Source organism: Methylobacter psychrophilus (assembly GCF_025583945.1).
Lineage (GTDB): Bacteria > Pseudomonadota > Gammaproteobacteria > Methylococcales > Methylomonadaceae > Methylobacter_C > Methylobacter_C psychrophilus.
This window is the reverse complement of record NZ_JAOEGU010000060.1, coordinates 1-19342: the sequence shown is the minus strand read 5'-3', so window position 1 is coordinate 19342 and position 19342 is coordinate 1. Positions and strand designations below refer to the sequence as shown.

The following is a 19342-nucleotide window of genomic DNA, read 5'->3' as shown; positions in this document are numbered from 1 at the left end:
TTCAGGCTTGTGTCTTGGTAATTGAGCATAAGGAGTCATGGCTATCCGTGTTTTCAGAGGTAGATCACTATTTTAACCTTATAAAGGCCAAATTCTATGTCGATTATTTAGGAAAGATGTCTAATGAATGACAAGCAACCAGATAACCCTTTACACGGTATCACTCTGGAAAGGATACTAATCAAACTGGTAGATTATTATGGCTGGGCCGAGTTAGGAAAAATAATTGATATCCGTTGTTTTAATCATGAACCCAGCATTAAGTCCAGCCTGAAGTTTTTAAGAAAAACTCCGTGGGCGAGAGCCCAAGTTGAAGAATTGTATCTCAACAAAGATCGGCTAGAGTAAAAAAGTAGGTGGTTAATTTAAATCGATACAGATACTCTTCCTTGAAGTGATGGTATTTGTGAATTTGTCCCGCTTTAAATTAGTAGCCGTAGAAACAGTCTTTCAGAAATTAAACTTCCATTACATGAAATTTTGAGCCCACATTTATAACATTCATAAACGAGAGTATCCGTAGGTATCGAAATATTTATCTGAAAATCTATAACTCTGGTCTTAATGTGGGGAGGGATGTCAATTAACGGTTTAACTATAAGTTGGCTGATTAAATTTCTGTTTTGATCCGCATGCGATAGAAAGAACGCCACACGAACACAACGGCCACAGCGAAGAATAAGGCGGCCAGCGATAAGCGTAACGTCATTAGGTGTTTCATGCTGAGGGCCAGTTCCACTGCCAACACGCCGAACAGGGTGGTGAACTTGATGATTGGATTCATCGCGACCGACGAGGTGTCCTTGAAAGGGTCGCCTACAGTGTCACCCACAATGGTGGCTGCGTGCAGGTCTGTGCCTTTTTCATGCAGTTCGGTTTCGACAATTTTCTTGGCGTTATCCCATGCGCCACCTGCGTTAGCCATAAAAATGGCTTGGTACAAACCGAAAATGGAGATTGAAACCAAGTAGCCGATGAAGAAAAACTCATTTAGGAATGCAAAGGCGAGCGTAGTAAAGAACACCGTCATAAAGATGTTGAACATCCCTTTTTGTGCGTAATGAGTGCAAATTTCAACGACACGTTTGGAATCAGCGACCGATGCTTTAGTTGCGCCGGCATCGAGCTTGATGTGTATCTTGATGAATTCCACAGCCCTATAAGCGCCTGTCGAAACAGCTTGCATTGAGGCACCTGTAAACCAGTAAATGATCGCGCCGCCAGCGATAAGTCCAAGTAAAAAGAGCGGGTTGAGCAGCGAGAAATTGTATCCGGCGGTTAGTAATAAGGCGTTGATTTGTTCGATACTTAATTGACCAGACGAGCCTTCGCCTTTGGCGATAAGTAATATAATTGAAAAGATTAGGGTTGTCGCACCAACGACGGCCGTGCCGATCAAAACCGGCTTGGCTGCTGCTTTAAAGGTGTTGCCTGTACCGTCATTTTCTTCGAGCAGATGTTTTGCCTTTTCGAAGTTCGGTTCAAAGCCGAATTCCTTCTTGATTTCTGCTTTGATGTTAGGAAGCGACTCTATCATGGATAACCCGTAAACGGACTGGGCGTTGTCTGTTACCGGGCCGTAGGAATCAATGGCTATTGTCACAGGACCCATGCCAAGGAATCCGAAGGCTACCAGACCAAATGCGAATACAGCTTCTGACGCCATCACAGTACCTAAGCCCATTCCGGAAACGAACCAGGCGCAGCCCATCAGAGCGATGATGGTCAAGCCAATCCAGTAGGCAGAGAAGTTACCAGCAACCAGACCTGCCAAGATGTTCAGCGAAGCACCACCTTCACGAGATGCCGTGACGACTTCCTGAACATGTGCTGATTTGGTTGATGTAAATACTTTCACCAGTTCCGGGATAATTGCACCAGCCAGTGTCCCGCAGCTGATGATGGTCGAAAGCTGCCACCACAGACTTGGGTTGCCGCCGAGATCAGGAATCATTGCATACGAGATCGTATAGGTCATAATGATTGATAATAACGAAGTAAGCCACACCAAATTAGTTAGCGGCTGCTCAAAGTCAAACTCCAGGGCTCTACCCCACATTGCTTTCGAGATCAGTCCGTTCAGGCAGTATGATACAACTGACGTGACAATCATTATAATACGCATGGCAAAAATCCAGATGAGCAGGTCAACCTGAATTTTCGGATCAGCAACAGCAAGCAATATAAAGGTGATGAGTGCGACACCGGTGACGCCGTATGTTTCAAAACCATCGGCGGTTGGACCAACTGAATCGCCTGCATTGTCGCCTGTGCAGTCGGCAATGACGCCAGGGTTGCGTACATCGTCTTCGTCGATATTAAAGAAAATTTTCATGAGGTCTGCACCGATGTCAGCGATTTTGGTGAAAATGCCGCCAGCCACGCGAAGAGCCGCCGCGCCGAGAGATTCACCAATAGCGAAACCGATGAAGCACACGCCAGCCAAATGCCCCGGGATAAACAGCAGAATAGCGAGCATAATGATCAGTTCGATTGCAATCAAGACCGTTCCTATGCTGATGCCAGCCTTGAGCGGGATTGCACTAGTCGCATAGGGCAACCCTCGCAGACTCGCAAAAGCCGTGCGTGAATTGGCGAATGTATTGATTCGGATACCAAACCACGCGACGCTATAGCTGCCAGCGATGCCGATCAAGCTAAACACCAGGATAATCGCTAGATTTATTATGACTTCAGTGCCTTCGCCAATAGGCTTCAACCAGCCGAAGTATACGCTTATGACGGCGGCGATAAAAATCCATAGCAGCATGATAAACTTGCCTTGGGTTTGCAGATAGGTTTTACACGTTTCATAGATTAGTTCTGAAATATCGAGCATGGACTGGTGGACAGGCAGGCTCTTAAGTTCGTTGAAGACCCAAAGGCCAAATATCATACCTAATGTGCAAATCGCAAGACCGACCATAATTAGTGTCCGGCCATTTATGCCCAGGTACATACCTTGGCTCAGATCCGGAACCACGATATCGGCTTCGCCTGCCAGCGCGATGCCAGGCGTAATTAATACCAGTGCAAAAAAAATAAATGAAGTCAGTCGTTGTTGTTGGGCAAAGTGCCACAATAAACCAGTTAGTTTTTGCATGGAGTGCCTTTGATTAAAATAATTCGATGGGTTATTTGGGCATGGACATTGATTAATCAATCTTCCTTGCTGGTCAGTCTCATTTCAATGATCAATAAAAGCTTAAGGACATATTTTTGTAACAGTTGGCAAGGCGTTAAATATTGAAGGGAAGTCGCCCTGCTATCAGTCAACTTTTGCCGAGTATAGTGTCAATAATGGATTTTATCCAGCAATGGCGAAGGAATAATTAGAATTAGCTTAACTAACTCCAACTAGCTACAGGTTTTGTGGGCAGAATAAGTTTGCTATGTGAATTAGCTGTTTAGGGTCAACTTAACAGTCTTTTTTCTGTTATTATAGACGATTAAATGACGGCAGTTCGCCGCCACTAGCGTTTGATATAAAAGAGTCCTTGTGAATACTGCTGAATTTTCTTCCTTACCGTTAAAACCCGCCCTGCTAGAAAATATTGAATCCTTGGGTTATACCCATTTAACACCTATCCAGGCGGAAAGTCTGCCGCATATTCTGGAGGGTAGGGATGTTATTGCCCAAGCTAAAACAGGCAGCGGTAAAACGGCTGCGTTTGGTATAGGTTTGTTGTCTCGACTGGATTTGACCAGTTTTAGAGTGCAGGCTTTGGTTGTTTGCCCAACCCGTGAGCTTGCCGATCAAGTATGTAAGGAAATTCGTAGACTGGCGCGTTTTACCCAAAACATTAAGGTGTTGTCCTTATGCGGTGGTGTACCGTTTGGACCACAGGTAGGTTCCCTGGAACATGGTGTGCATGTTGTAGTGGGTACTCCGGGTCGGCTACAAGAGCATTTGCGTAAACGTAGTTTACGTTTAAGCAACTTAAAGGTATTGGTATTGGATGAAGCTGACCGGATGCTGGATATGGGTTTTGAAGAAGTTATTACCGAGGTGATTTCTTATGCGCCTTCGCACAGGCAAACCTTGCTGTTTTCAGCGACTTATGCCGATCCTATTCGGGAAATCAGTCAGAAATTTCAATATAAGCCGGTTTCAGTAAGCATTGATAGTAGTCATCACGATAGCGTTATTGAGCAACGTTTTTATCAAATAGAAAAGTCTCAACGGATAAACGCGTTGGGCTATTTGTTAGCGTATCATCGCCCTGAATCAACAGTGGTATTTTGTAATACCAAAAGAGAGTGTCAGGATATAGCCAGTGCTCTTGAGAACAGCGGTTTTTCTGTTCAGGCTCTACATGGCGATCTGGATCAAAAACATCGGGATCAAGTATTGGTAAGGTTTTCCAATAAAAGCTGTTCAGTCCTGGTTGCTACCGATGTAGCTGCGCGGGGACTGGATATTAAAGAACTGCAAGCCGTGATTAATTATGATCTGCCTTGGGATCCTGAAATTTATGTTCATCGGATCGGGCGTACCGGTCGTGCAGGGAAAAAGGGCTTGGCGCTTAGTTTATGTACCGAACTGGAGCTAAACAGGGTTAAATCCATTGAAGAGTATCAATCTATTCCTGCCAAGTGGGATGAGATCGCCACTTTTCAGATGAGTTATGAAAACCGGTTTGAACCTCCCATGGTGACCTTGTGGATAGATGGTGGTCGTAAAGATAAAGTGCGTCCGGGTGATATCTTGGGTGCATTAACCGGCGACGGTGGAGTTGAGGGTAGTGAAGTGGGCAAAATCGATATTTTTGATGCTCATGCTTATGTTGCCATCAAGCAAAATAGCGTGGATAAAGCACTTGCCTGCTTACAAAAAGGCAAAATAAAAAACCGCAATTTTATGGTTCGTAAATCTCAATGGGGATAACTATTTTTCTGTGAAGAAAGCGTGTGGGGCAATCCTGTGTGGTTGCCCATTTGAAGGATAATTACAAAAAATTGTCGCTACGATTTAGTAATTTCCATCGCGATCGGACTGTTAATGCAATTCCCGGTGACGGACAATGACATTTACGAAGGGGCTTTTAAAATGTTTGATCAGTGAGTCAACCAAATAAACAGAGCGGTGTTGTCCACCGGTACAACCAATCGCAATCGTTAAATAACTTCGTCCTTCGGCCTCAAAACGGGGTATCCATTTTTCAAGAAACGTCGTAATATCCTTAAAAAACTCAGCGACAAGGGGTTGTTCTTTAAGAAAATCTGCCACGGGTTGATCTTTTCCGGTTAATGAGCGCAATTCTGGAATCCAGTAAGGATTGGGCAGGCTGCGTGCATCAAAAACAAAGTCGGCATCTAATGGTACGCCATGTTTAAATCCGAAGGATTGAAACTGCAAAGAAATATGTCTGAATTTACGTTCGCCTATTTGATCCCTGATTAGTTCACGCAACTGATGATAATCAGTGCGACTGGTATCTATAACAACATTTGCATGCTTGGCAATTGGTGTGAGCATTTCCTTTTCAATTTTCAGGGCTTCCTTTAGCGGTATATTATAGTCCGTTAGTGGATGTCTTCTGCGGGTTTCACTATAGCGTTTTAATAAAGTAGATTCTTCGGCTTGCATAAATATAATTTCACAATCAATACCTTTATCGCGAATTAATTTTAAATTTTCGGAGAAGTTTGCCAAGCTTTCAAATTGATTTCTGGCATCAATGCCAATGGCTGTTTTTGCATAAGTTTTTTTGTCCGCCAACATGACATTATTAATAAAAGCTTCCAACAAGGTTACCGGAAGATTATCAATGCAATAATAACCGCAATCTTCCAAGGTATCCAAAGCGATACTTTTACCTGAACCAGACAGGGCGCTGACAATTAATAGTTTCATATATTACTGGTTAAAGGTGCAAGGTTAACTAGCTTGCCTTGCACTTTTAACCTGGTACCTGCTTTATCTATGGCTTCCGGTTTTTTCTTTATGCTTGGTAATTTGACGTTCCAACTTGTCTACCATTGCATCAATTGCTGCGTACATGTCGTCTTGATGATCTTCGGCAAATAATTTTGCTCCGCTTAATTGCAGTGTTGCTTCTGCTTTGTGAACCAATTTTTCTACGCTTAAAATAACGTGTACATCGGTAACATTGTCAAAATGACGGGCTAATTTTTCAAATTTTGCATCTATGTGTGCTTTTAAAGCATCGGTTACTTCAAGATGTGGGCCTGTTACTATAACTTGCATGGAATAAACTCCTTTAATGGTAAATGATTGGTTGGTACTATCTGTTTTGTGTTACAAAATACGTTTTCGCTGACTTGATGAGGAAATAAGCATTGCTTCGCGATACTTGGCAATGGTTCTTCTCGCAACGTTAATGCCTTTTGCTTGTAAAAAATCGGCAATCTTACTGTCACTTAATGGTCGTGCTTGATTTTCATTGTCGATTAATTCTTTAATAAATGCTCTGATAGCAGTAGATGAGCATTCGCCCCCGCCTTCTGTTGAAACATGGCTGGAAAAGAAAAATTTAAATTCAATTATACCATTCGGAGTATGCATATATTTATGTGTTGTTACTCTGGAAATGGTTGATTCATGTAATTCCAGTTCTTCAGCAATATCCCGCAATACCATCGGTTTCATGGCAATCGATCCATGATCAAGAAATCCTGTTTGCTTCTCAACAATACATCGGGCAACTCGCAATAATGTATCATTACGGCTATGAAGATTTTTGATAAACCATTTGGCTTCTTGTAAATGGTCTTTCATGCAAATATTATCTTTACTGTTATCTGCTCTTTTAATGAGCGCTGAATAAAACGGATTTATACGTAATTTAGGTGCAATGTCCGGATTCAGGTTGACTTGCCATTGATCGTTTACTTTGGATACATAAACATCGGGGATAACGTATTCTGAATCCGATTCCTGTATCTGTGCACCCGGTTTCGGATCCAATGTTCTGATTAAAGCAACGATCTCGTCCAGTTGCCGCTCGGTAACGCCCAGTTGACGTGTAAGCTTTGCTTGTTCATGAGTAGCTAGCAGTTTCAGATGTCGCGTCACTATAATGAGCGCTTCTTGTCGGTATGGCGTTGTTTCCGGCAATTGTTGCAACTGCAATTTTAAGCAATCACTTAAATCAATCGCTGCCACGCCTGGCGGATCAAACTGTTGTATTCTATGCAGGACGGCATTAACTTCATCAAAATCAAGATCATCAATCTGATTTTGCAGGCCTTCAAAAATATCCTCAGGCGTACTACTCAGATAACCGTCTTCATTAACGGAATCAATTATTGCGGTAGCAATCGCATGATCCCGTTCTGAAAACGGTGTCAATTCCAGTTGCCATAGTAAATGATCCAGCAATGTTGATGCATTACTGCGCTGAGATTCAAATTCAACAGATTCTGTATTATCAGTGCCGGGAGCTAACGCGCTCTCATAAATATCTTCCCATGAAGAGTCGATGGGTAATTCATCCGGTATATTAGTTTGTGAACCTTCGCTGGTAAATGAATCCAGATTTTCTGTTTTGTTTTCGGAGGTGGCAGGAGCTTCCCGAGGACTGCTGTCATCATCATTTATTTCCAGCATTATATTGGACTCAAGAGCCTGCTGGATTTCTTGCTGTAAATCCAATGTCGACATCTGCAGCAGCTTAATAGCCTGTTGCAATTGTGGTGTCATGGTTAATTGTTGGCCTAGCCGAAGATGTAAGGATTGTTTCATTCGATCACAATTTTCAGTAGGGGTAATCCCGTGTGGTTACCCTGTTTTTGGTTAAGATGAGCACACTGGGATAGGTTTATTATTGGTAATAAATAGCGTGTTAATTTAGTCAGTCACAAGTGCTACTACTCTATTAAAGACTAAAGTTATTACCCAGATAAACTTTACGCACTTCCTCATTGGCAACGATGGCTTCTGCCCCACCTTCGGCAATTACCTTGCCAGCGTTTAGTATATACGCACGATCACAAATCCCTAAGGTTTCTCTAACATTATGTTCGGTAATTAATATACCAATGCCACGATCTTTTAAATGTTCTATAATTTTTTTAATATCTTCTACCGATATGGGATCAACGCCGGCAAAAGGCTCATCCAGTAATATAAACTGGGGATTGGTTGCCAATGCTCTGGCAATTTCAACACGCCTTCGCTCACCACCCGATAAGTGTAAGCCAATATGGTCACGCAAGTGTGCAATATGAAACTCTTCCAGTAATTCTTCAATTATCAGTTCTGCCTGCCCCGAGCTTAAATCAGAACGGATTTGCAAGACAGCCCGTAAATTATCCGCAACACTTAATTTACGAAAAACTGATGGCTCCTGGGGTAAATAACCGATGCCGTTAGCGGCACGTAAATGCATCGGATAGTGGGTAATATCTTTTGAGTCCAAGGTGATTTTGCCTTGATCCGCTTTAATCAGGCCAACCATCATATAAAAGCTGGTTGTTTTTCCTGCACCATTAGGCCCCAATAAACCAACCACTTCTTTGCTGGTAACATACAATGACACGCCATCAACTACATTACGTTTATTGTAGGTTTTAATCAACTCGTTTGCTGCAAGTATTGCCATTATTAACCAATAAAAGGTAAAAGAAAAAGGTTAAAGCACTGTCGTGCAATATTATTAGGTTTATATCGGATATTTTGCACTTTGTGCGTCATTATTTTTTGGTATCTTTTGCCATTGGTTTTTCTGGCACAGGCTTTGGCTCTTTGGGGCTAGGTTTCAATATAACGTGTACCCGCTTGTTATCAGATGATTTTTCTCCCGCTTTAACCAAAGACGTTTTAATATCATACTGAATATAATCACTGGAATAGGTTGTATTACCTTGCCAAACCGTCGCAGTATTGATCAAAACCAACAGATTTGTTTTGGGATAGAATTCACCGGTAAAGGCTTCACCGGTTATATCTTCACCGCCTTCGCTGGGTGTTTGTTTAAATTTGGCTTTATTTCCTGTAAATACCAGTTTCTCGGCATCACCATTAACAAAATAAACAACCAATTTATCTGAATTGACACGGATACTGCCCTGAACCGAGATCACATTCCCGATGTACGTACTGGTGGCTGTTACATCATCATAAGTCGCGGTATTTGAATCAATAATTATCGGTTGATCAGAATCACTTTCCAAAGCCGATACATTGGAACTGATGAGCGCCAGTAGTAATGTACAACAATAAAAGATTGACGGTTTTTTATTTTGTTTCATATTTTCCTTTCACATTAGCGAGTAACTGCAGATGAATTGGCTGGGCAAAAGTCATTTTCATGCCTGTTCCTGTGGTCGTGTTTGGTGGACTGATCAATTCAGCCCACTGATCAGTTTCTGCATAACTGGTCTCCGGCTTTACTTTTAATTCGCTGGTATTGATAGTGAGCTGAGCAACACCCTCGGCTTTTTCTCGGTTAACAATAACCTTGCCATTTAACAATAGATCCTTGCCATCACTAGACAGAATACCTGTTTCTGAATTAATAACCCATGGCGGCGTTTTTTCATTATAAAAAAACATAATTGGATTTACCATGTGAGTGGTGCCATCATCGCTATAATGAGTCATTTTGTCGGCAAGCACTTTACTTTTTAAAGTGCCGAGGTCGCTCATTTCCCATTTTGTATAGTTACTACTAAAATAATCCGGGCTATGTACAGGAACCTGAGTATGAAAAATCTCATCAAAATCCGTTAATTTAACCAACCAACCGCTAATTAGAGCGATAACGACCAGGTAAATATATAGCTTGCTTTCTCTCAGGCTCATATCAAGTAGGTATTCAATACTTCATCAAAGCGTCCCTGCGCCTGCATAATAAAATCACAAACCTCGCGTACGGCACCCTGTCCACCAGGTAGTGTTGTACACCAGTCAGCATGTTGCTTAACGGCAAAGTTGGCATCAGCAACGGCAATGGCCATGCCGACTCTTATCATAATTGGCAAATCTAGCAAGTCATCACCAACATGTGCTGCTTGTTCTGGTGTAATGCCTAATTTTTCAATAATCTCATAAAAAGCGGCTTTTTTATGTTCATGTCCTTGATAAACATACTCAATACCCAGATTTTTCATACGTAGTGCGACTGAGTTGGATTTCCGTCCGGAAATAACGGCAACTTCAACGCCGGTTTGACGCAAGAGCTTAATGCCATGACCATCACGGGCATGAAAAGACTTGTATTCGTTACCCTCATTATCAAAAAAAAGTTTACCATCAGTTAAAACACCATCCACATCCAGAATCAATAACTTGAGTTTTTTGGCTTTTTCTGTGAGGGTTGTTAAAGAGGTTGGTGTCTTTTCTGTCATCACACTATGCCTGCCCGTATTAAATCATGCATATTCAAAGCGCCTATCGCAAATTGTTGTTTGTTAACAACGATCAAGGCATTGATCTTTTTTTGTTCCATAATTTGCATGGCTTCGGCAGCAAGAATATCCTCAGAAATAACAGCGCACTGAGATGTCATGACTTCATTGATAGTGGTATTTTGAATATCAAGGCTTTTCCCCAAGGTACGCCGTAAATCGCCGTCAGTAAAAATACCGATGACCTGTTTGTCTCCATTAACGATAGCAGTCATGCCTAATTTTTTCTCGGTCATTTCCAGTAAAGCCTGACTGATAAATGCAGATTCAGGTACTGAGGGTATGTTACTACCAACATGCATAATATCGTTTACCCGCAATAATAACCGCTTGCCTAAACTGCCACCGGGATGGGACAGGGCAAAGTCGTCACGCGTAAATCCACGCGCTTCAAGTAATGACACCGCAAGAGCATCACCCATTACCAGTGCTGCCGTGGTGCTGGAAGTGGGTGCCAGTCCTAAAGGACAAGCTTCCTGTGCAACAGTGACATTGATATGTGTCGTGGCAACAAGGCTAAGTGTTGAAGTAGGGTTTCCGGTCATTGCGATTAAGGGTACGCCCAGGCGTTTAATAATCGGCAGGATTTTTAAAATCTCCTCAGTTTCTCCTGAATTAGATAAAGCCAGTACCACATCCTGTTTGGTAATCATGCCCAGATCACCATGGCTGGCCTCTCCGGGGTGCACAAAAAAAGCCGGGGTTCCGGTACTGGCCAAGGTCGCAGCAATCTTGCCGGCAATATGCCCTGATTTACCCATGCCAATAACAACCACGCGCCCCGTACACATAAACAGTAATTTGCATGCAGCTACAAAATTATCATTAATTTGTTCGGCCAGGGCATTAATTGCTTGCGCCTCAACCTGAATTACTGCCAGGCCTAATTCGCGAAGTTTTTGGTCATTGAGCTTCATGATCTGCCGGAACGTTCATTATGTTGATTTGATAAGCAACGGGGCAAGGCCATAAACAGGATTGTGGGCATGATTATTTCTTTGAATCCAAATCGGCCATTATGCCATATTCAATGCATTTATGTGCTAATTGATACATGGTTTCATTGGTACTTTTGGTCAATAGGAAATTCCGTCGCTTATCGTTAAAAATCTCTTGGTAATAGTATGTTACTATTGATGACTTAGTTTTTTATTGTTGATAAATATGACTGACTTATCTGGCTCTGTGCAATTAATCGATCGTTTTGGCAGAACGGTGGATTATTTAAGAATTTCTATCACTGATCGTTGTGATTTTCGCTGTGTGTATTGCATGGCAGAAGAAATGACCTTCTTGCCGCGTGCGCAAATTTTAACGCTGGAAGAAATCTTTACAATCGGCAAAGCGTTTACTGAATTAGGCGTAAAAAAAATCAGAATAACCGGCGGTGAGCCTTTGGTCAGGAAGGGGGCGCTGGGGCTACTAGAAAACTTGGGTCAAATTGAAAGTTTGGCAGAATTGGTGATAACCACAAATGGTTCTCAACTGGAAACAATGGCGGCAGATTTAAAAAAAGCCGGTGTAAAACGTATAAATATTAGCCTGGATACTCTGGATGCTGATAAGTTTAAAGCCATCACACGGACGGGTGATGTTCGGCAAGTGCTCAGAGGTATTCAAACTGCCATTGCTGTCGGTTTTGAACGGATAAAAATCAATGCCGTTATTCTTAAAGACAGAAATCATCAGGAGGTGTGTGAACTGGTGCAGTATGCGGTTGATAATGGTATCGATATCAGTTTTATCGAAGAAATGCCGCTGGGTGTGGTTGAGCAACATGATCGTTCAGAAGCTTATTATTCCAGTGATTTGATTAAACGTGATCTGGCGTTAAAATTTTCTTTAGTGGCTACTCCCGAAAAAACCGGCGGGCCTTCCAATTATTTTAAGGTTGTGGGTACACAAACTCGCGTCGGCTTTATTTCTCCGCACAGTGACAATTTTTGTAGTACTTGTAACCGGGTGCGCTTGACCGTTGAAGGACGCTTATTGTTATGTTTGGGTAATGAACATTCGGTTGATTTAAAGAAAGTGCTCAGGGCTAATCCGGGTAATATGGCTATTCTAAAACAGACTATTGTTGACGCAATGTTGATTAAACCGGAGAAACATGAATTTAATATCCATGAGCAGCCGGTAATATTGCGTTATATGAATATGACTGGCGGTTGATGCCGCAAAAAGCCAAACAATTTTCTTGCCTGTTCGTGCTGTAGGCGAAGGAATACAGAGAGCTTTAACCTCGACTTCTAAAGCCGGTTTTTTTCAGAATTTTAGTGCTGTACAACACATCACAACCTAGATTGGCATCTCCAAGCACACGAGCAATATGCTGAATTTGTTGATCAACGTCTTCCCGGGTTTTGCCATGGACCATCGCAAACAAGTTATAAGGCCATTCTGGCAGATGTCGTGGACGGTGATAACAATGGCTGACAAATTCCAGCTGTCCGACTTTTTCACCTAATTTATCAATGACATCATCGGGGATGTTCCATACGGTCATGCCGTTAAAATGATAACCCAGTTTGTAGTGATTGGGTATTACGCCGATACGCCGAATAATACCCTGTTCCTGCATGGCTATCATTCGCGTCATGACAACTTCAGTTGTCAGTCCTAACTGCTCGGCAACACATTGATAGGGTTCAGGAGTTAGCGGCAAGCCGGCCTGGGTTGCCCGCATAATGTCCAGATCTGTTTCGTCCAGTATCATCATCAGGCTTCCAGTTTTAAGCCAACAAAATATTCGTTGATTTTTGGCATGTTTACAACCGCCAGACCGGTTTTTTGCTCTATTGCAGTCAGAGTGTGGCGGATTTGTTCAGGTGTTTCTGTGGCAATAACGAACCACATATTTAGTGCATGGTTACGTGCATAATTGTGAGCCACTTCCGGGAAAGCATTGATAATCTCAGTGACTTCAGCAAAGCGATCCAATGGTGTCTTAACTGCCGCCAATGTTAAGGCGCCACCCATTAATTCGGCATGGTAAAGCGGGCCAAAGCGGGTTAAGGTGCCATTATCCAATAAGGTCTGTAGCCGTTCAATGAGAGCTTGTTCGGTTAACCCCAATTGCATGGCAACTTGTTGATAGGGTGCGTCACAAACAGGAAACCCGGCTTGCAGGGTGTTGATAATGTGGCGATCTATGTCATCCATGTGTCAGTGATGTGGGATTTTTGGGTTGATAAACAGCGCCGCGTTGTTTAAAGCAGCGGCGACTAAACAGGATATTATGGTCAAGTCTGGCCAAGTCGCAGCTGGACTTGAGTTGTTCCAGTTGCATCAAGACAGTTTCCCGATCTTTGCCATGAATCATGCAAAACAGATTGTAAGGCCATTCAGCTTGTCGTGGGCGTTGATAACACAGCGTTACAAAAGCAAACTGGCTAATCTGTCTACCCAGTTGTTTAACAAGATTATCGGGTACATTCCAGACAATCATGGCATTGGCCCGATAACCGAGTTGATGGTGTTTGACGATAACACCCATACGCTTAATCAGGCCTTGTTGTTTGAGTTGGGTCAGACGTTCAAGTACCTCCGCTTCAGGCATGGCCAAAGTAGTACCGATTTCAGCGTAGGGTCTGGGACAAACAGGGAGTCCTGTTTGTATTTGTTCCAATAGTTGCCGGTCGCGAGCATCAAGCATTATGAAAATCCATATTAAAACCCAGATCAATAAAAAAATCATCCAGTAAAGGTAGCTGCATGGTTTTGTAGCCGGTTTCCTGTTCCATGGCATCAAGGATAGCTTGCAAATGTTCGGCATTTGAGGCGATAACCACAAACCATAGATTGAAGGTGTGCTCGCGCTCATAATTATGATTAACTTCAGGATACGCGCTAATTTTATCAGCAACGGCCTGTAGTTGCGTCTCAGGAATAGCCATTGCCACCAATGTACTGACGCCCAGTTGATTAGGTGGAATAATGGGGCCTATGCGACTAATAAGGTGGTTATCACTTAACTCGGTTAATGCCGATAACACGTCATCTTCACTGACACCCAGGGTATTGGCAATGTCCTGATAGGGGCGTGATGACAGCGGAAAGTCGCGCTGAAAATCGTTCAGCAGGCTTTTGTGTAAAGGGGTAAGCATCCGTTTATAAACCTGTTTTGTGTGCCCGTGCACTAAAGAAAACCCCGTTAGGCTTTTGGGCCGGCAGTCGGGTTATTTCTTGTAACGTATCGGTATCATAAATAACCAGTTGATTGTCGTCTCTTACCGCAACCCAGACTTGTTCGCCGCGTGGCGTAAATTCCATGTGCAGAACGGCCTTGCCAGGTATTAAGGTTTTTCTTAAGGACAAGTCCTTAACATCAATAACTTGTAGTTGATTATTATCAGGCATGGCAAAATTAACCCACACTTGTCGTCCATCCGGTCTGGCCATGACAAAAACAGGTTGTCCGGGAACCGGTATGGCTTTGACAAGCTGCCAGTTTTGTTTGTCGATGACCAAGACTTCATGCTTGCCGATAGCCGGAACAAAAATATAGTCGCCCGCTACCGCCCAGCCTTCCAGGTGAGGCATTTTGTAAACAGGGAGTTTTTCATCGGCCTTAACGTAATCGGGTAAGATACGTTTAACGCCGTTTCCGGTGTTCCATAAGTCCAGTAAAGCCATGCCGCCTTCACCAAATAAACCGGCAATATAATAACGGCCATCTGGCGAGATCAAGGCATCGTAGGGCAGTTTACCGATATTTTTAAATTTTTCAATAACCGGTTTTTGCGGGTTTTTCATATCCAACGTCCAGATTTCACCGGCATCAAATAAACTAAAAACAAAGCGCTGCCCAGGCGCATCGACCAAGCCAACGACTTTGGAAAGTTTACCGTCGCCGTAGTCAGCAGGAATATCAGCTATCAGCTCAAGCGTTGCTGAAGAAAATACTTTAACGCCGCCGGGTGTGTAATTAGAAACGGCAATTAATTTGCCATCTTGAGAGATTGCTCCGCCAATACTGTTGCCCGCCTGGATAATGCGTTTATCCAGTTTATCCTGCAATAGATCGATTTTACTTAAACCGCCATCCCGGCCGAAAATATAGGCATAACGTTGATCACGCGAAAATACCACGGATGCATGGGATAAATCGCCCAGATTACTTATTTTTGCCAACTGTTTGTGTTCAGTGGTATTGATGATAAGCGCAGCCCCGTCTTCGCGTTCAATGACGATACCCAAATCGCCGGTTGCGCGTAGCTCTGCCAGTACGTTGAACGACAACAGAAAGCTTAAAAGTGATAATATTTTTTTCATAACAATGTTAATAATGAAAACAGCAGTCAATAATTATAGCGGCCATCGGCAATTTTATAAATTAGATCAGCTTAGCCATCAATGCCTGTTAGTCAGCATAGGCCTGAATAAGGCAACCCACATTAAGTTTTCCGGCAAGCCATGTGGTGTGCCGGAAACATCTGTTTTGGCTTTCGCTCAAATAAATGTTTCCGGCTATATATTTTAATGCACGGACTTACGCAAAACGCCAATTAACCACAAAGCCTCATCATGATTCATAAACGGTTGCCACGGCGGCATAGCCGTACCTTTGCGTCCGTTAAGAATCGTTGCAACCAAAAACTCATCCGGTTTTCCATTCAGGTTGTCAGGCAATAATGCAGGCCCCATGCCACCTTGCAGGGTTAAGCCATGACAGGCGCCGCAATCATTTTTAAGCAAATGGCGCAGCGCGACTTGCCGCTCCGGCGAAGGCTCAACTGCCAACACGGTTTGCATTGAGCCGGACAGAATCAATAATAGTAAGAGTCCAAAAATAGATTTTCGGACTCTAATAAAAAATATCATCAGGGTTTCAATTTAGAGTAATAAGCCGCTACATTGGCAATGTCATCATCGCTCAATGAACCGGCAAGCGCATTCATAATGTCAGATTTTCGGGTTTTATCACGGTATTGTTCGAGCGCTAATTTCAGATAATCAAAGTCACGCCCTGCCAACGGTGGAAACGGTGCATCTGCAGAGGGTGTTTTAATGCCGTGACATTGTGAACATACCGCTGCTGCTCTGGACTGTCCCGCATAAATACTGGCGGCATTGACGCTGTGGGTCGATAGCAACCCCAGCATTAATACGCCTGAAAGTACCATGAGTCTCATTATTTTGCCCCTTTCATTTCATCAGGTGAAAGACCGCGTGTCATGTATTTGGTTCTACCATGAGAGAAGAGGCCGGCGGGGCTTTCCATGGCAATGGAGGCTATTTTTTGTAAAGAGGTTGAATCATAAACCACGACTTCATCACCGCTGTAACCGGCACTGATATACAGAAATTTACCATCGGCACTGTATTCAGGGAAATAAGCATGGCCGCCTACATCCAGGGTTTTTACTACTTCAAGTGATTTTTTGTCGATCAACTGAACGGTGCGGGCACGTCTGTCTTTAGAGATAATGTCCACGGCAACATAAGGTGCATTGGCATGGGCTGCAGGCGATTCAGTTCCGCCAGCAACGGGCACTTGTTTAACCACTTCCATTTTATCCAGATCCCAGACGCTAACAACCATTTTGTCGCAATCGCCAAAGTTGGTACCAAATCCCAAGGTACGACCGTCTACTTCAACCGCTGCGCCGCCGCCAACATGGGGTACGCAACCCGCTTCAAGTTTTTTGATGATTTTGCGTTCTTTTAAATCAATCGCGGTGACAATGCTGTCGTCATAAGAAGCTACCATCAACTTGCTACCGCCATGGGTTAAAAAGGCATCATGCAGATGTCGACCTACATTTTCAATTTTGGTAACAGGAAAGCCTTCTTTTAAATCAACCACCCATACTTGGCCTGCATTTTCCAGGGCAATGGCAAAGATATCGGCAAACGGTGTGCCAATAATCATACCTGAATCGGAGGAGACCATTTTGCCGTCTGGATCAATACCTTCAAGCTCAAATGTTTTGAGTGGTTCCAGCGTTTTGGCATCAAGAATAACGGCATTGTGCGGCACATAAGAGCCGGCCATAATGTATTTACCGTCGCGGGAAACACCCAGGCCGGGACCATTGAAGCCGGTTTTAACGCTACGCACAATTTGCATGGAGTACAGGTCGACTTTAAATATTTCTGCGGTGTCGTTTTTTACATAAGCCCAACGCGGGTTGGCGGGGTCATAGTCGATGATATGCGCAGCGGTACCTGTTGCAATTTCACCAATTTGTTTATGGGTAACGCTATTGATAAATACGGCTTTTGAACCCAATCCGCGCCCGTATTTACCACGAGCGGCAACACCGATAATATTATTAATATCGTCGATTTCATAGGTTGGCTTGGCTGGCAGTGTGCTTTCATCTTTAACATACACTTTTATTGACGCTTTAATATCATCAATCGTCCAGGCAGGATTGGCCTGTTTAGGAGTGGCTTGTAAATGTTTGACCAAGCCGCGAATTTCATCATCCGTTAAACGACCGTAAAACGGAGGCATTAATGTGTCAAAACTACCGGTCATAATAATGCTGCGTAACGCCGTAGGACTACGGCCTTTTAATGATTCAGAATTTAATCCGGGAGCAATAAATCCACCATGGTCTGAGCCGTGACAACTGGCGCAATTATCTTCATATAATTGATGCATTTTTTTTGCATCAGCAGTAGCGGCTTGCACGCCAATTGGCAAGAGCAGGGCGGCTAAACTGGCGATGACGGATTTGGACAGATGCTTTTTTGTTATTTTCATTTTGATTGGCTCCAAGTAGTATTGAATCAATATTATCTTGTCTGATTGAAAAGCTCAAGTTTGATTTTGGTTTATTGCTGGTAATCGCTAAAATTAGCGATGAATAAAAATATTGCACAGCAAGCTATTAATAGACATCTTTCCTAAATACAGTCATAGCGTAAGTTAACAAGAGCAGCCACTAAATTCCATGTCAGGGAGTAATGCTTGTGCTTACCCCGATAAACATCTTTGGTAATTCTGAAGATTTTGCATCGGCGATTAACATGCTCAATAAAAATACGCTGTTTTGATAACGCCTTATTATGGGCTTTGTCTTCTGCCGAAAGCGGTTGGCCTTTTTTCTTTTTAACCGGTAAAGTCGAGTTAGGGTGGTGTTTTTGTATTCCTTGATATCCGGAATCCGCCAACAACAGGGCACCGGGATGCAGTAATAGGCGATTGTCTTTGAAGACCGAAAAATCATGCTGTTGGCCTTTACCCGTCACCACGGAGAGGATAGCCATCGTCAATAGGCAGATAACGAGCTGGGCTTTGATCGTGTGACGTTTTTTTTCCTGAATAATACGCTTTCTGGTTTTTAACAGGACGCTCGATAGGTTGCTCAGAAACATCGATGACCACGGTAACTTTGGGATCTTCTAACAGCGCCTTGCGGTTGGGGAGTTTTTCGATTTTGACCAATAGCCTTGCTGTGCGGCTATAAATTTTATGGCAATACGATTCGCTGATGTCGAAGACCGCAGCCAGATTTATCAACGTCGGATAGTGGCGAAGATAATAGAGTGTCAGTAACAAGCGGTCTTCCAAAGCCATCTTGGAGTCTTTCCGGCCACGTCTTGTCAGTGGGTTAAGGGCTTTTTGCTCATCTTGGTAAGCCGCCAGCTTCCCGTGAAGATGCAGAAAATCTTCTGGTGACAGTCCTACAGTCCGTAGGAATTCTTCAGGCTTGTGCTTGGGCAGTTGGGCGTAAGGGGTCATGGTTATCCGTGTTTTCAAAAGGAAGGTCGCTATTTTAATCTTATTAAGACCAAGCTCTATGTCGATTATTTAGGAAAGATGTCTAATAATTGGTTCCTTCCTGCAACGCACGTTTTAACCCAGATAAAATAATTTTTATCATCATCATTAGACATCTTTCCTAAATACAGCCATAGCGTAAGTTAACAAGAGCAGCCACTAAATTCCATGTCAAGGAGTAATGCTTGTGTTTGCCCCGATAAACATCTTTGGCAATCCTGAAAATTTTGCATC

General features: G+C 43.2%; 22 protein-coding genes. 3 read left to right on the top strand and 19 right to left on the bottom strand.

Going from position 1 to position 19342, the window contains the following annotated elements; all coding sequences use genetic code 11:
- The first annotated feature begins 123 nt into the window (after window positions 1-123).
- Complete coding sequence (locus N7974_RS17935; RefSeq protein WP_262966929.1) at window positions 124-348, top strand: VF530 family protein; 225 nt, start codon at window positions 124-126, stop codon at window positions 346-348.
- A 262-nt stretch (window positions 349-610) separates the two neighbouring features.
- Here the strand turns inward: N7974_RS17935 and N7974_RS17930 are convergent, their stop codons facing one another.
- Window positions 611-3103, bottom strand: a complete 2493-nt coding sequence (locus N7974_RS17930) for a sodium-translocating pyrophosphatase (RefSeq protein ID WP_262966928.1) — start codon at window positions 3101-3103, stop codon at window positions 611-613.
- A gap of 396 nt (window positions 3104-3499) precedes the next feature.
- On the opposite strand from N7974_RS17930, the gene dbpA reads away from it, so the two are divergent.
- Window positions 3500-4888 carry an ATP-dependent RNA helicase DbpA gene (gene dbpA, locus N7974_RS17925; protein WP_262966927.1) on the top strand — a complete coding sequence of 463 codons (1389 nt, stop codon included), beginning with the start codon at window positions 3500-3502 and terminating at the stop codon, window positions 4886-4888.
- A gap of 111 nt (window positions 4889-4999) precedes the next feature.
- Here dbpA and rapZ read toward each other — a convergent pair whose 3' ends face one another.
- The 8 genes from rapZ to N7974_RS17885 all read right to left on the bottom strand — a co-directional run bounded on the left by rapZ (window position 5000) and on the right by N7974_RS17885 (window position 11291).
- The gene (gene rapZ / locus N7974_RS17920; RefSeq protein ID WP_243216904.1) at window positions 5000-5857 is read right to left on the bottom strand and encodes an RNase adapter RapZ; all 858 of its coding nucleotides are present in this window, start codon (window positions 5855-5857) and stop codon (window positions 5000-5002) included.
- 63 nt (window positions 5858-5920) lie between these two features.
- The gene (gene hpf / locus N7974_RS17915; RefSeq protein ID WP_243216905.1) at window positions 5921-6211 is read right to left on the bottom strand and encodes a ribosome hibernation-promoting factor, HPF/YfiA family; all 291 of its coding nucleotides are present in this window, start codon (window positions 6209-6211) and stop codon (window positions 5921-5923) included.
- Between the two features lie 51 nt (window positions 6212-6262).
- A complete protein-coding gene (locus tag N7974_RS17910; protein ID WP_243216906.1) occupies window positions 6263-7708 on the bottom strand; it encodes an RNA polymerase factor sigma-54 in 1446 nt (481 codons plus the stop codon).
- A 133-nt stretch (window positions 7709-7841) separates the two neighbouring features.
- Window positions 7842-8567, bottom strand: a complete 726-nt coding sequence (lptB, locus tag N7974_RS17905) for an LPS export ABC transporter ATP-binding protein (protein ID WP_262966926.1) — start codon at window positions 8565-8567, stop codon at window positions 7842-7844.
- Between the two features lie 91 nt (window positions 8568-8658).
- Window positions 8659-9216, bottom strand: a complete 558-nt coding sequence (lptA, locus tag N7974_RS17900; protein ID WP_262966925.1) for a lipopolysaccharide transport periplasmic protein LptA — start codon at window positions 9214-9216, stop codon at window positions 8659-8661.
- Complete coding sequence (lptC, locus tag N7974_RS17895; protein WP_262966924.1) at window positions 9203-9769, bottom strand: LPS export ABC transporter periplasmic protein LptC; 567 nt, start codon at window positions 9767-9769, stop codon at window positions 9203-9205. Before lptC ends, lptA begins: the two co-directional genes overlap by 14 nt.
- A complete protein-coding gene (kdsC, locus tag N7974_RS17890; RefSeq protein WP_262966923.1) occupies window positions 9766-10314 on the bottom strand; it encodes a 3-deoxy-manno-octulosonate-8-phosphatase KdsC in 549 nt (182 codons plus the stop codon). The genes lptC and kdsC overlap by 4 nt, the downstream gene beginning before the upstream one ends.
- The gene (locus tag N7974_RS17885; RefSeq protein WP_262966922.1) at window positions 10314-11291 is read right to left on the bottom strand and encodes a KpsF/GutQ family sugar-phosphate isomerase; all 978 of its coding nucleotides are present in this window, start codon (window positions 11289-11291) and stop codon (window positions 10314-10316) included. Before N7974_RS17885 ends, kdsC begins: the two co-directional genes overlap by 1 nt.
- A 247-nt stretch (window positions 11292-11538) precedes the next feature.
- Here N7974_RS17885 and moaA point away from each other — a divergent pair, with 247 nt between their 5' ends.
- Entirely contained in the window at window positions 11539-12546 is a 1008-nt protein-coding gene (moaA, locus tag N7974_RS17880) for a GTP 3',8-cyclase MoaA (RefSeq protein WP_262966921.1), read from the top strand.
- A 64-nt stretch (window positions 12547-12610) separates the two neighbouring features.
- Here the strand turns inward: moaA and ahbB (N7974_RS17875) are convergent, their stop codons facing one another.
- The 10 genes from ahbB (N7974_RS17875) to N7974_RS17830 form a co-directional block, all read right to left on the bottom strand.
- Complete coding sequence (gene ahbB, locus N7974_RS17875; RefSeq protein WP_262966920.1) at window positions 12611-13093, bottom strand: siroheme decarboxylase subunit beta; 483 nt, start codon at window positions 13091-13093, stop codon at window positions 12611-12613.
- Window positions 13093-13536 carry an Lrp/AsnC family transcriptional regulator gene (locus tag N7974_RS17870; protein WP_262966919.1) on the bottom strand — a complete coding sequence of 148 codons (444 nt, stop codon included), beginning with the start codon at window positions 13534-13536 and terminating at the stop codon, window positions 13093-13095. Before N7974_RS17870 ends, ahbB (N7974_RS17875) begins: the two co-directional genes overlap by 1 nt.
- Window positions 13529-14029 carry a siroheme decarboxylase subunit beta gene (gene ahbB / locus N7974_RS17865; RefSeq protein WP_262966918.1) on the bottom strand — a complete coding sequence of 167 codons (501 nt, stop codon included), beginning with the start codon at window positions 14027-14029 and terminating at the stop codon, window positions 13529-13531. Before ahbB (N7974_RS17865) ends, N7974_RS17870 begins: the two co-directional genes overlap by 8 nt.
- The gene (locus tag N7974_RS17860) at window positions 14022-14480 is read right to left on the bottom strand and encodes an Lrp/AsnC family transcriptional regulator (protein WP_262966917.1); all 459 of its coding nucleotides are present in this window, start codon (window positions 14478-14480) and stop codon (window positions 14022-14024) included. Before N7974_RS17860 ends, ahbB (N7974_RS17865) begins: the two co-directional genes overlap by 8 nt.
- A gap of 4 nt (window positions 14481-14484) precedes the next feature.
- Window positions 14485-15648 carry a cytochrome D1 domain-containing protein gene (locus N7974_RS17855; protein WP_262966916.1) on the bottom strand — a complete coding sequence of 388 codons (1164 nt, stop codon included), beginning with the start codon at window positions 15646-15648 and terminating at the stop codon, window positions 14485-14487.
- 204 nt (window positions 15649-15852) lie between these two features.
- A complete protein-coding gene (locus tag N7974_RS17850) occupies window positions 15853-16197 on the bottom strand; it encodes a c-type cytochrome (protein WP_317451626.1) in 345 nt (114 codons plus the stop codon).
- A complete protein-coding gene (locus N7974_RS17845) occupies window positions 16197-16508 on the bottom strand; it encodes a c-type cytochrome (RefSeq protein WP_262966915.1) in 312 nt (103 codons plus the stop codon). Before N7974_RS17845 ends, N7974_RS17850 begins: the two co-directional genes overlap by 1 nt.
- Window positions 16508-18088 (bottom strand): nitrite reductase, encoded by a 1581-nt coding sequence (locus N7974_RS17840; protein WP_262966914.1) that lies wholly within the window; start codon window positions 18086-18088, stop codon window positions 16508-16510. The genes N7974_RS17845 and N7974_RS17840 overlap by 1 nt, the downstream gene beginning before the upstream one ends.
- Before the next feature lie 143 nt (window positions 18089-18231).
- Complete coding sequence (locus N7974_RS17835; RefSeq protein WP_262966913.1) at window positions 18232-18594, bottom strand: transposase family protein; 363 nt, start codon at window positions 18592-18594, stop codon at window positions 18232-18234.
- On the bottom strand, window positions 18566-19069 hold the full coding sequence (locus N7974_RS17830) for a transposase family protein (protein WP_262966912.1): 504 nt from the start codon (window positions 19067-19069) through the stop codon (window positions 18566-18568). Before N7974_RS17830 ends, N7974_RS17835 begins: the two co-directional genes overlap by 29 nt.
- Between the last annotated feature and the right edge of the window lie 273 nt (window positions 19070-19342).

Coding starts and splice junctions, on each gene's coding strand:
- N7974_RS17935 (WP_262966929.1), top strand. CDS start 124: ATGAATGACAAGCAACCAGATAACCCTTTACACGGTATCACTCTGGAA.
- N7974_RS17930 (WP_262966928.1), bottom strand. CDS start 3,103: ATGCAAAAACTAACTGGTTTATTGTGGCACTTTGCCCAACAACAACGA.
- rapZ (WP_243216904.1), bottom strand. CDS start 5,857: ATGAAACTATTAATTGTCAGCGCCCTGTCTGGTTCAGGTAAAAGTATC.
- hpf (WP_243216905.1), bottom strand. CDS start 6,211: ATGCAAGTTATAGTAACAGGCCCACATCTTGAAGTAACCGATGCTTTA.
- N7974_RS17910 (WP_243216906.1), bottom strand. CDS start 7,708: ATGAAACAATCCTTACATCTTCGGCTAGGCCAACAATTAACCATGACA.
- lptB (WP_262966926.1), bottom strand. CDS start 8,567: ATGGCAATACTTGCAGCAAACGAGTTGATTAAAACCTACAATAAACGT.
- lptA (WP_262966925.1), bottom strand. CDS start 9,216: ATGAAACAAAATAAAAAACCGTCAATCTTTTATTGTTGTACATTACTA.
- lptC (WP_262966924.1), bottom strand. CDS start 9,769: ATGAGCCTGAGAGAAAGCAAGCTATATATTTACCTGGTCGTTATCGCT.
- kdsC (WP_262966923.1), bottom strand. CDS start 10,314: ATGACAGAAAAGACACCAACCTCTTTAACAACCCTCACAGAAAAAGCC.
- N7974_RS17885 (WP_262966922.1), bottom strand. CDS start 11,291: ATGAAGCTCAATGACCAAAAACTTCGCGAATTAGGCCTGGCAGTAATT.
- moaA (WP_262966921.1), top strand. CDS start 11,539: ATGACTGACTTATCTGGCTCTGTGCAATTAATCGATCGTTTTGGCAGA.
- ahbB (WP_262966920.1), bottom strand. CDS start 13,093: ATGATGATACTGGACGAAACAGATCTGGACATTATGCGGGCAACCCAG.
- N7974_RS17870 (WP_262966919.1), bottom strand. CDS start 13,536: ATGGATGACATAGATCGCCACATTATCAACACCCTGCAAGCCGGGTTT.
- ahbB (WP_262966918.1), bottom strand. CDS start 14,029: ATGCTTGATGCTCGCGACCGGCAACTATTGGAACAAATACAAACAGGA.
- N7974_RS17860 (WP_262966917.1), bottom strand. CDS start 14,480: ATGCTTACCCCTTTACACAAAAGCCTGCTGAACGATTTTCAGCGCGAC.
- N7974_RS17855 (WP_262966916.1), bottom strand. CDS start 15,648: ATGAAAAAAATATTATCACTTTTAAGCTTTCTGTTGTCGTTCAACGTA.
- N7974_RS17850 (WP_317451626.1), bottom strand. CDS start 16,197: ATGATATTTTTTATTAGAGTCCGAAAATCTATTTTTGGACTCTTACTA.
- N7974_RS17845 (WP_262966915.1), bottom strand. CDS start 16,508: ATGAGACTCATGGTACTTTCAGGCGTATTAATGCTGGGGTTGCTATCG.
- N7974_RS17840 (WP_262966914.1), bottom strand. CDS start 18,088: ATGAAAATAACAAAAAAGCATCTGTCCAAATCCGTCATCGCCAGTTTA.
- N7974_RS17835 (WP_262966913.1), bottom strand. CDS start 18,594: ATGGCTATCCTCTCCGTGGTGACGGGTAAAGGCCAACAGCATGATTTT.
- N7974_RS17830 (WP_262966912.1), bottom strand. CDS start 19,069: ATGACCCCTTACGCCCAACTGCCCAAGCACAAGCCTGAAGAATTCCTA.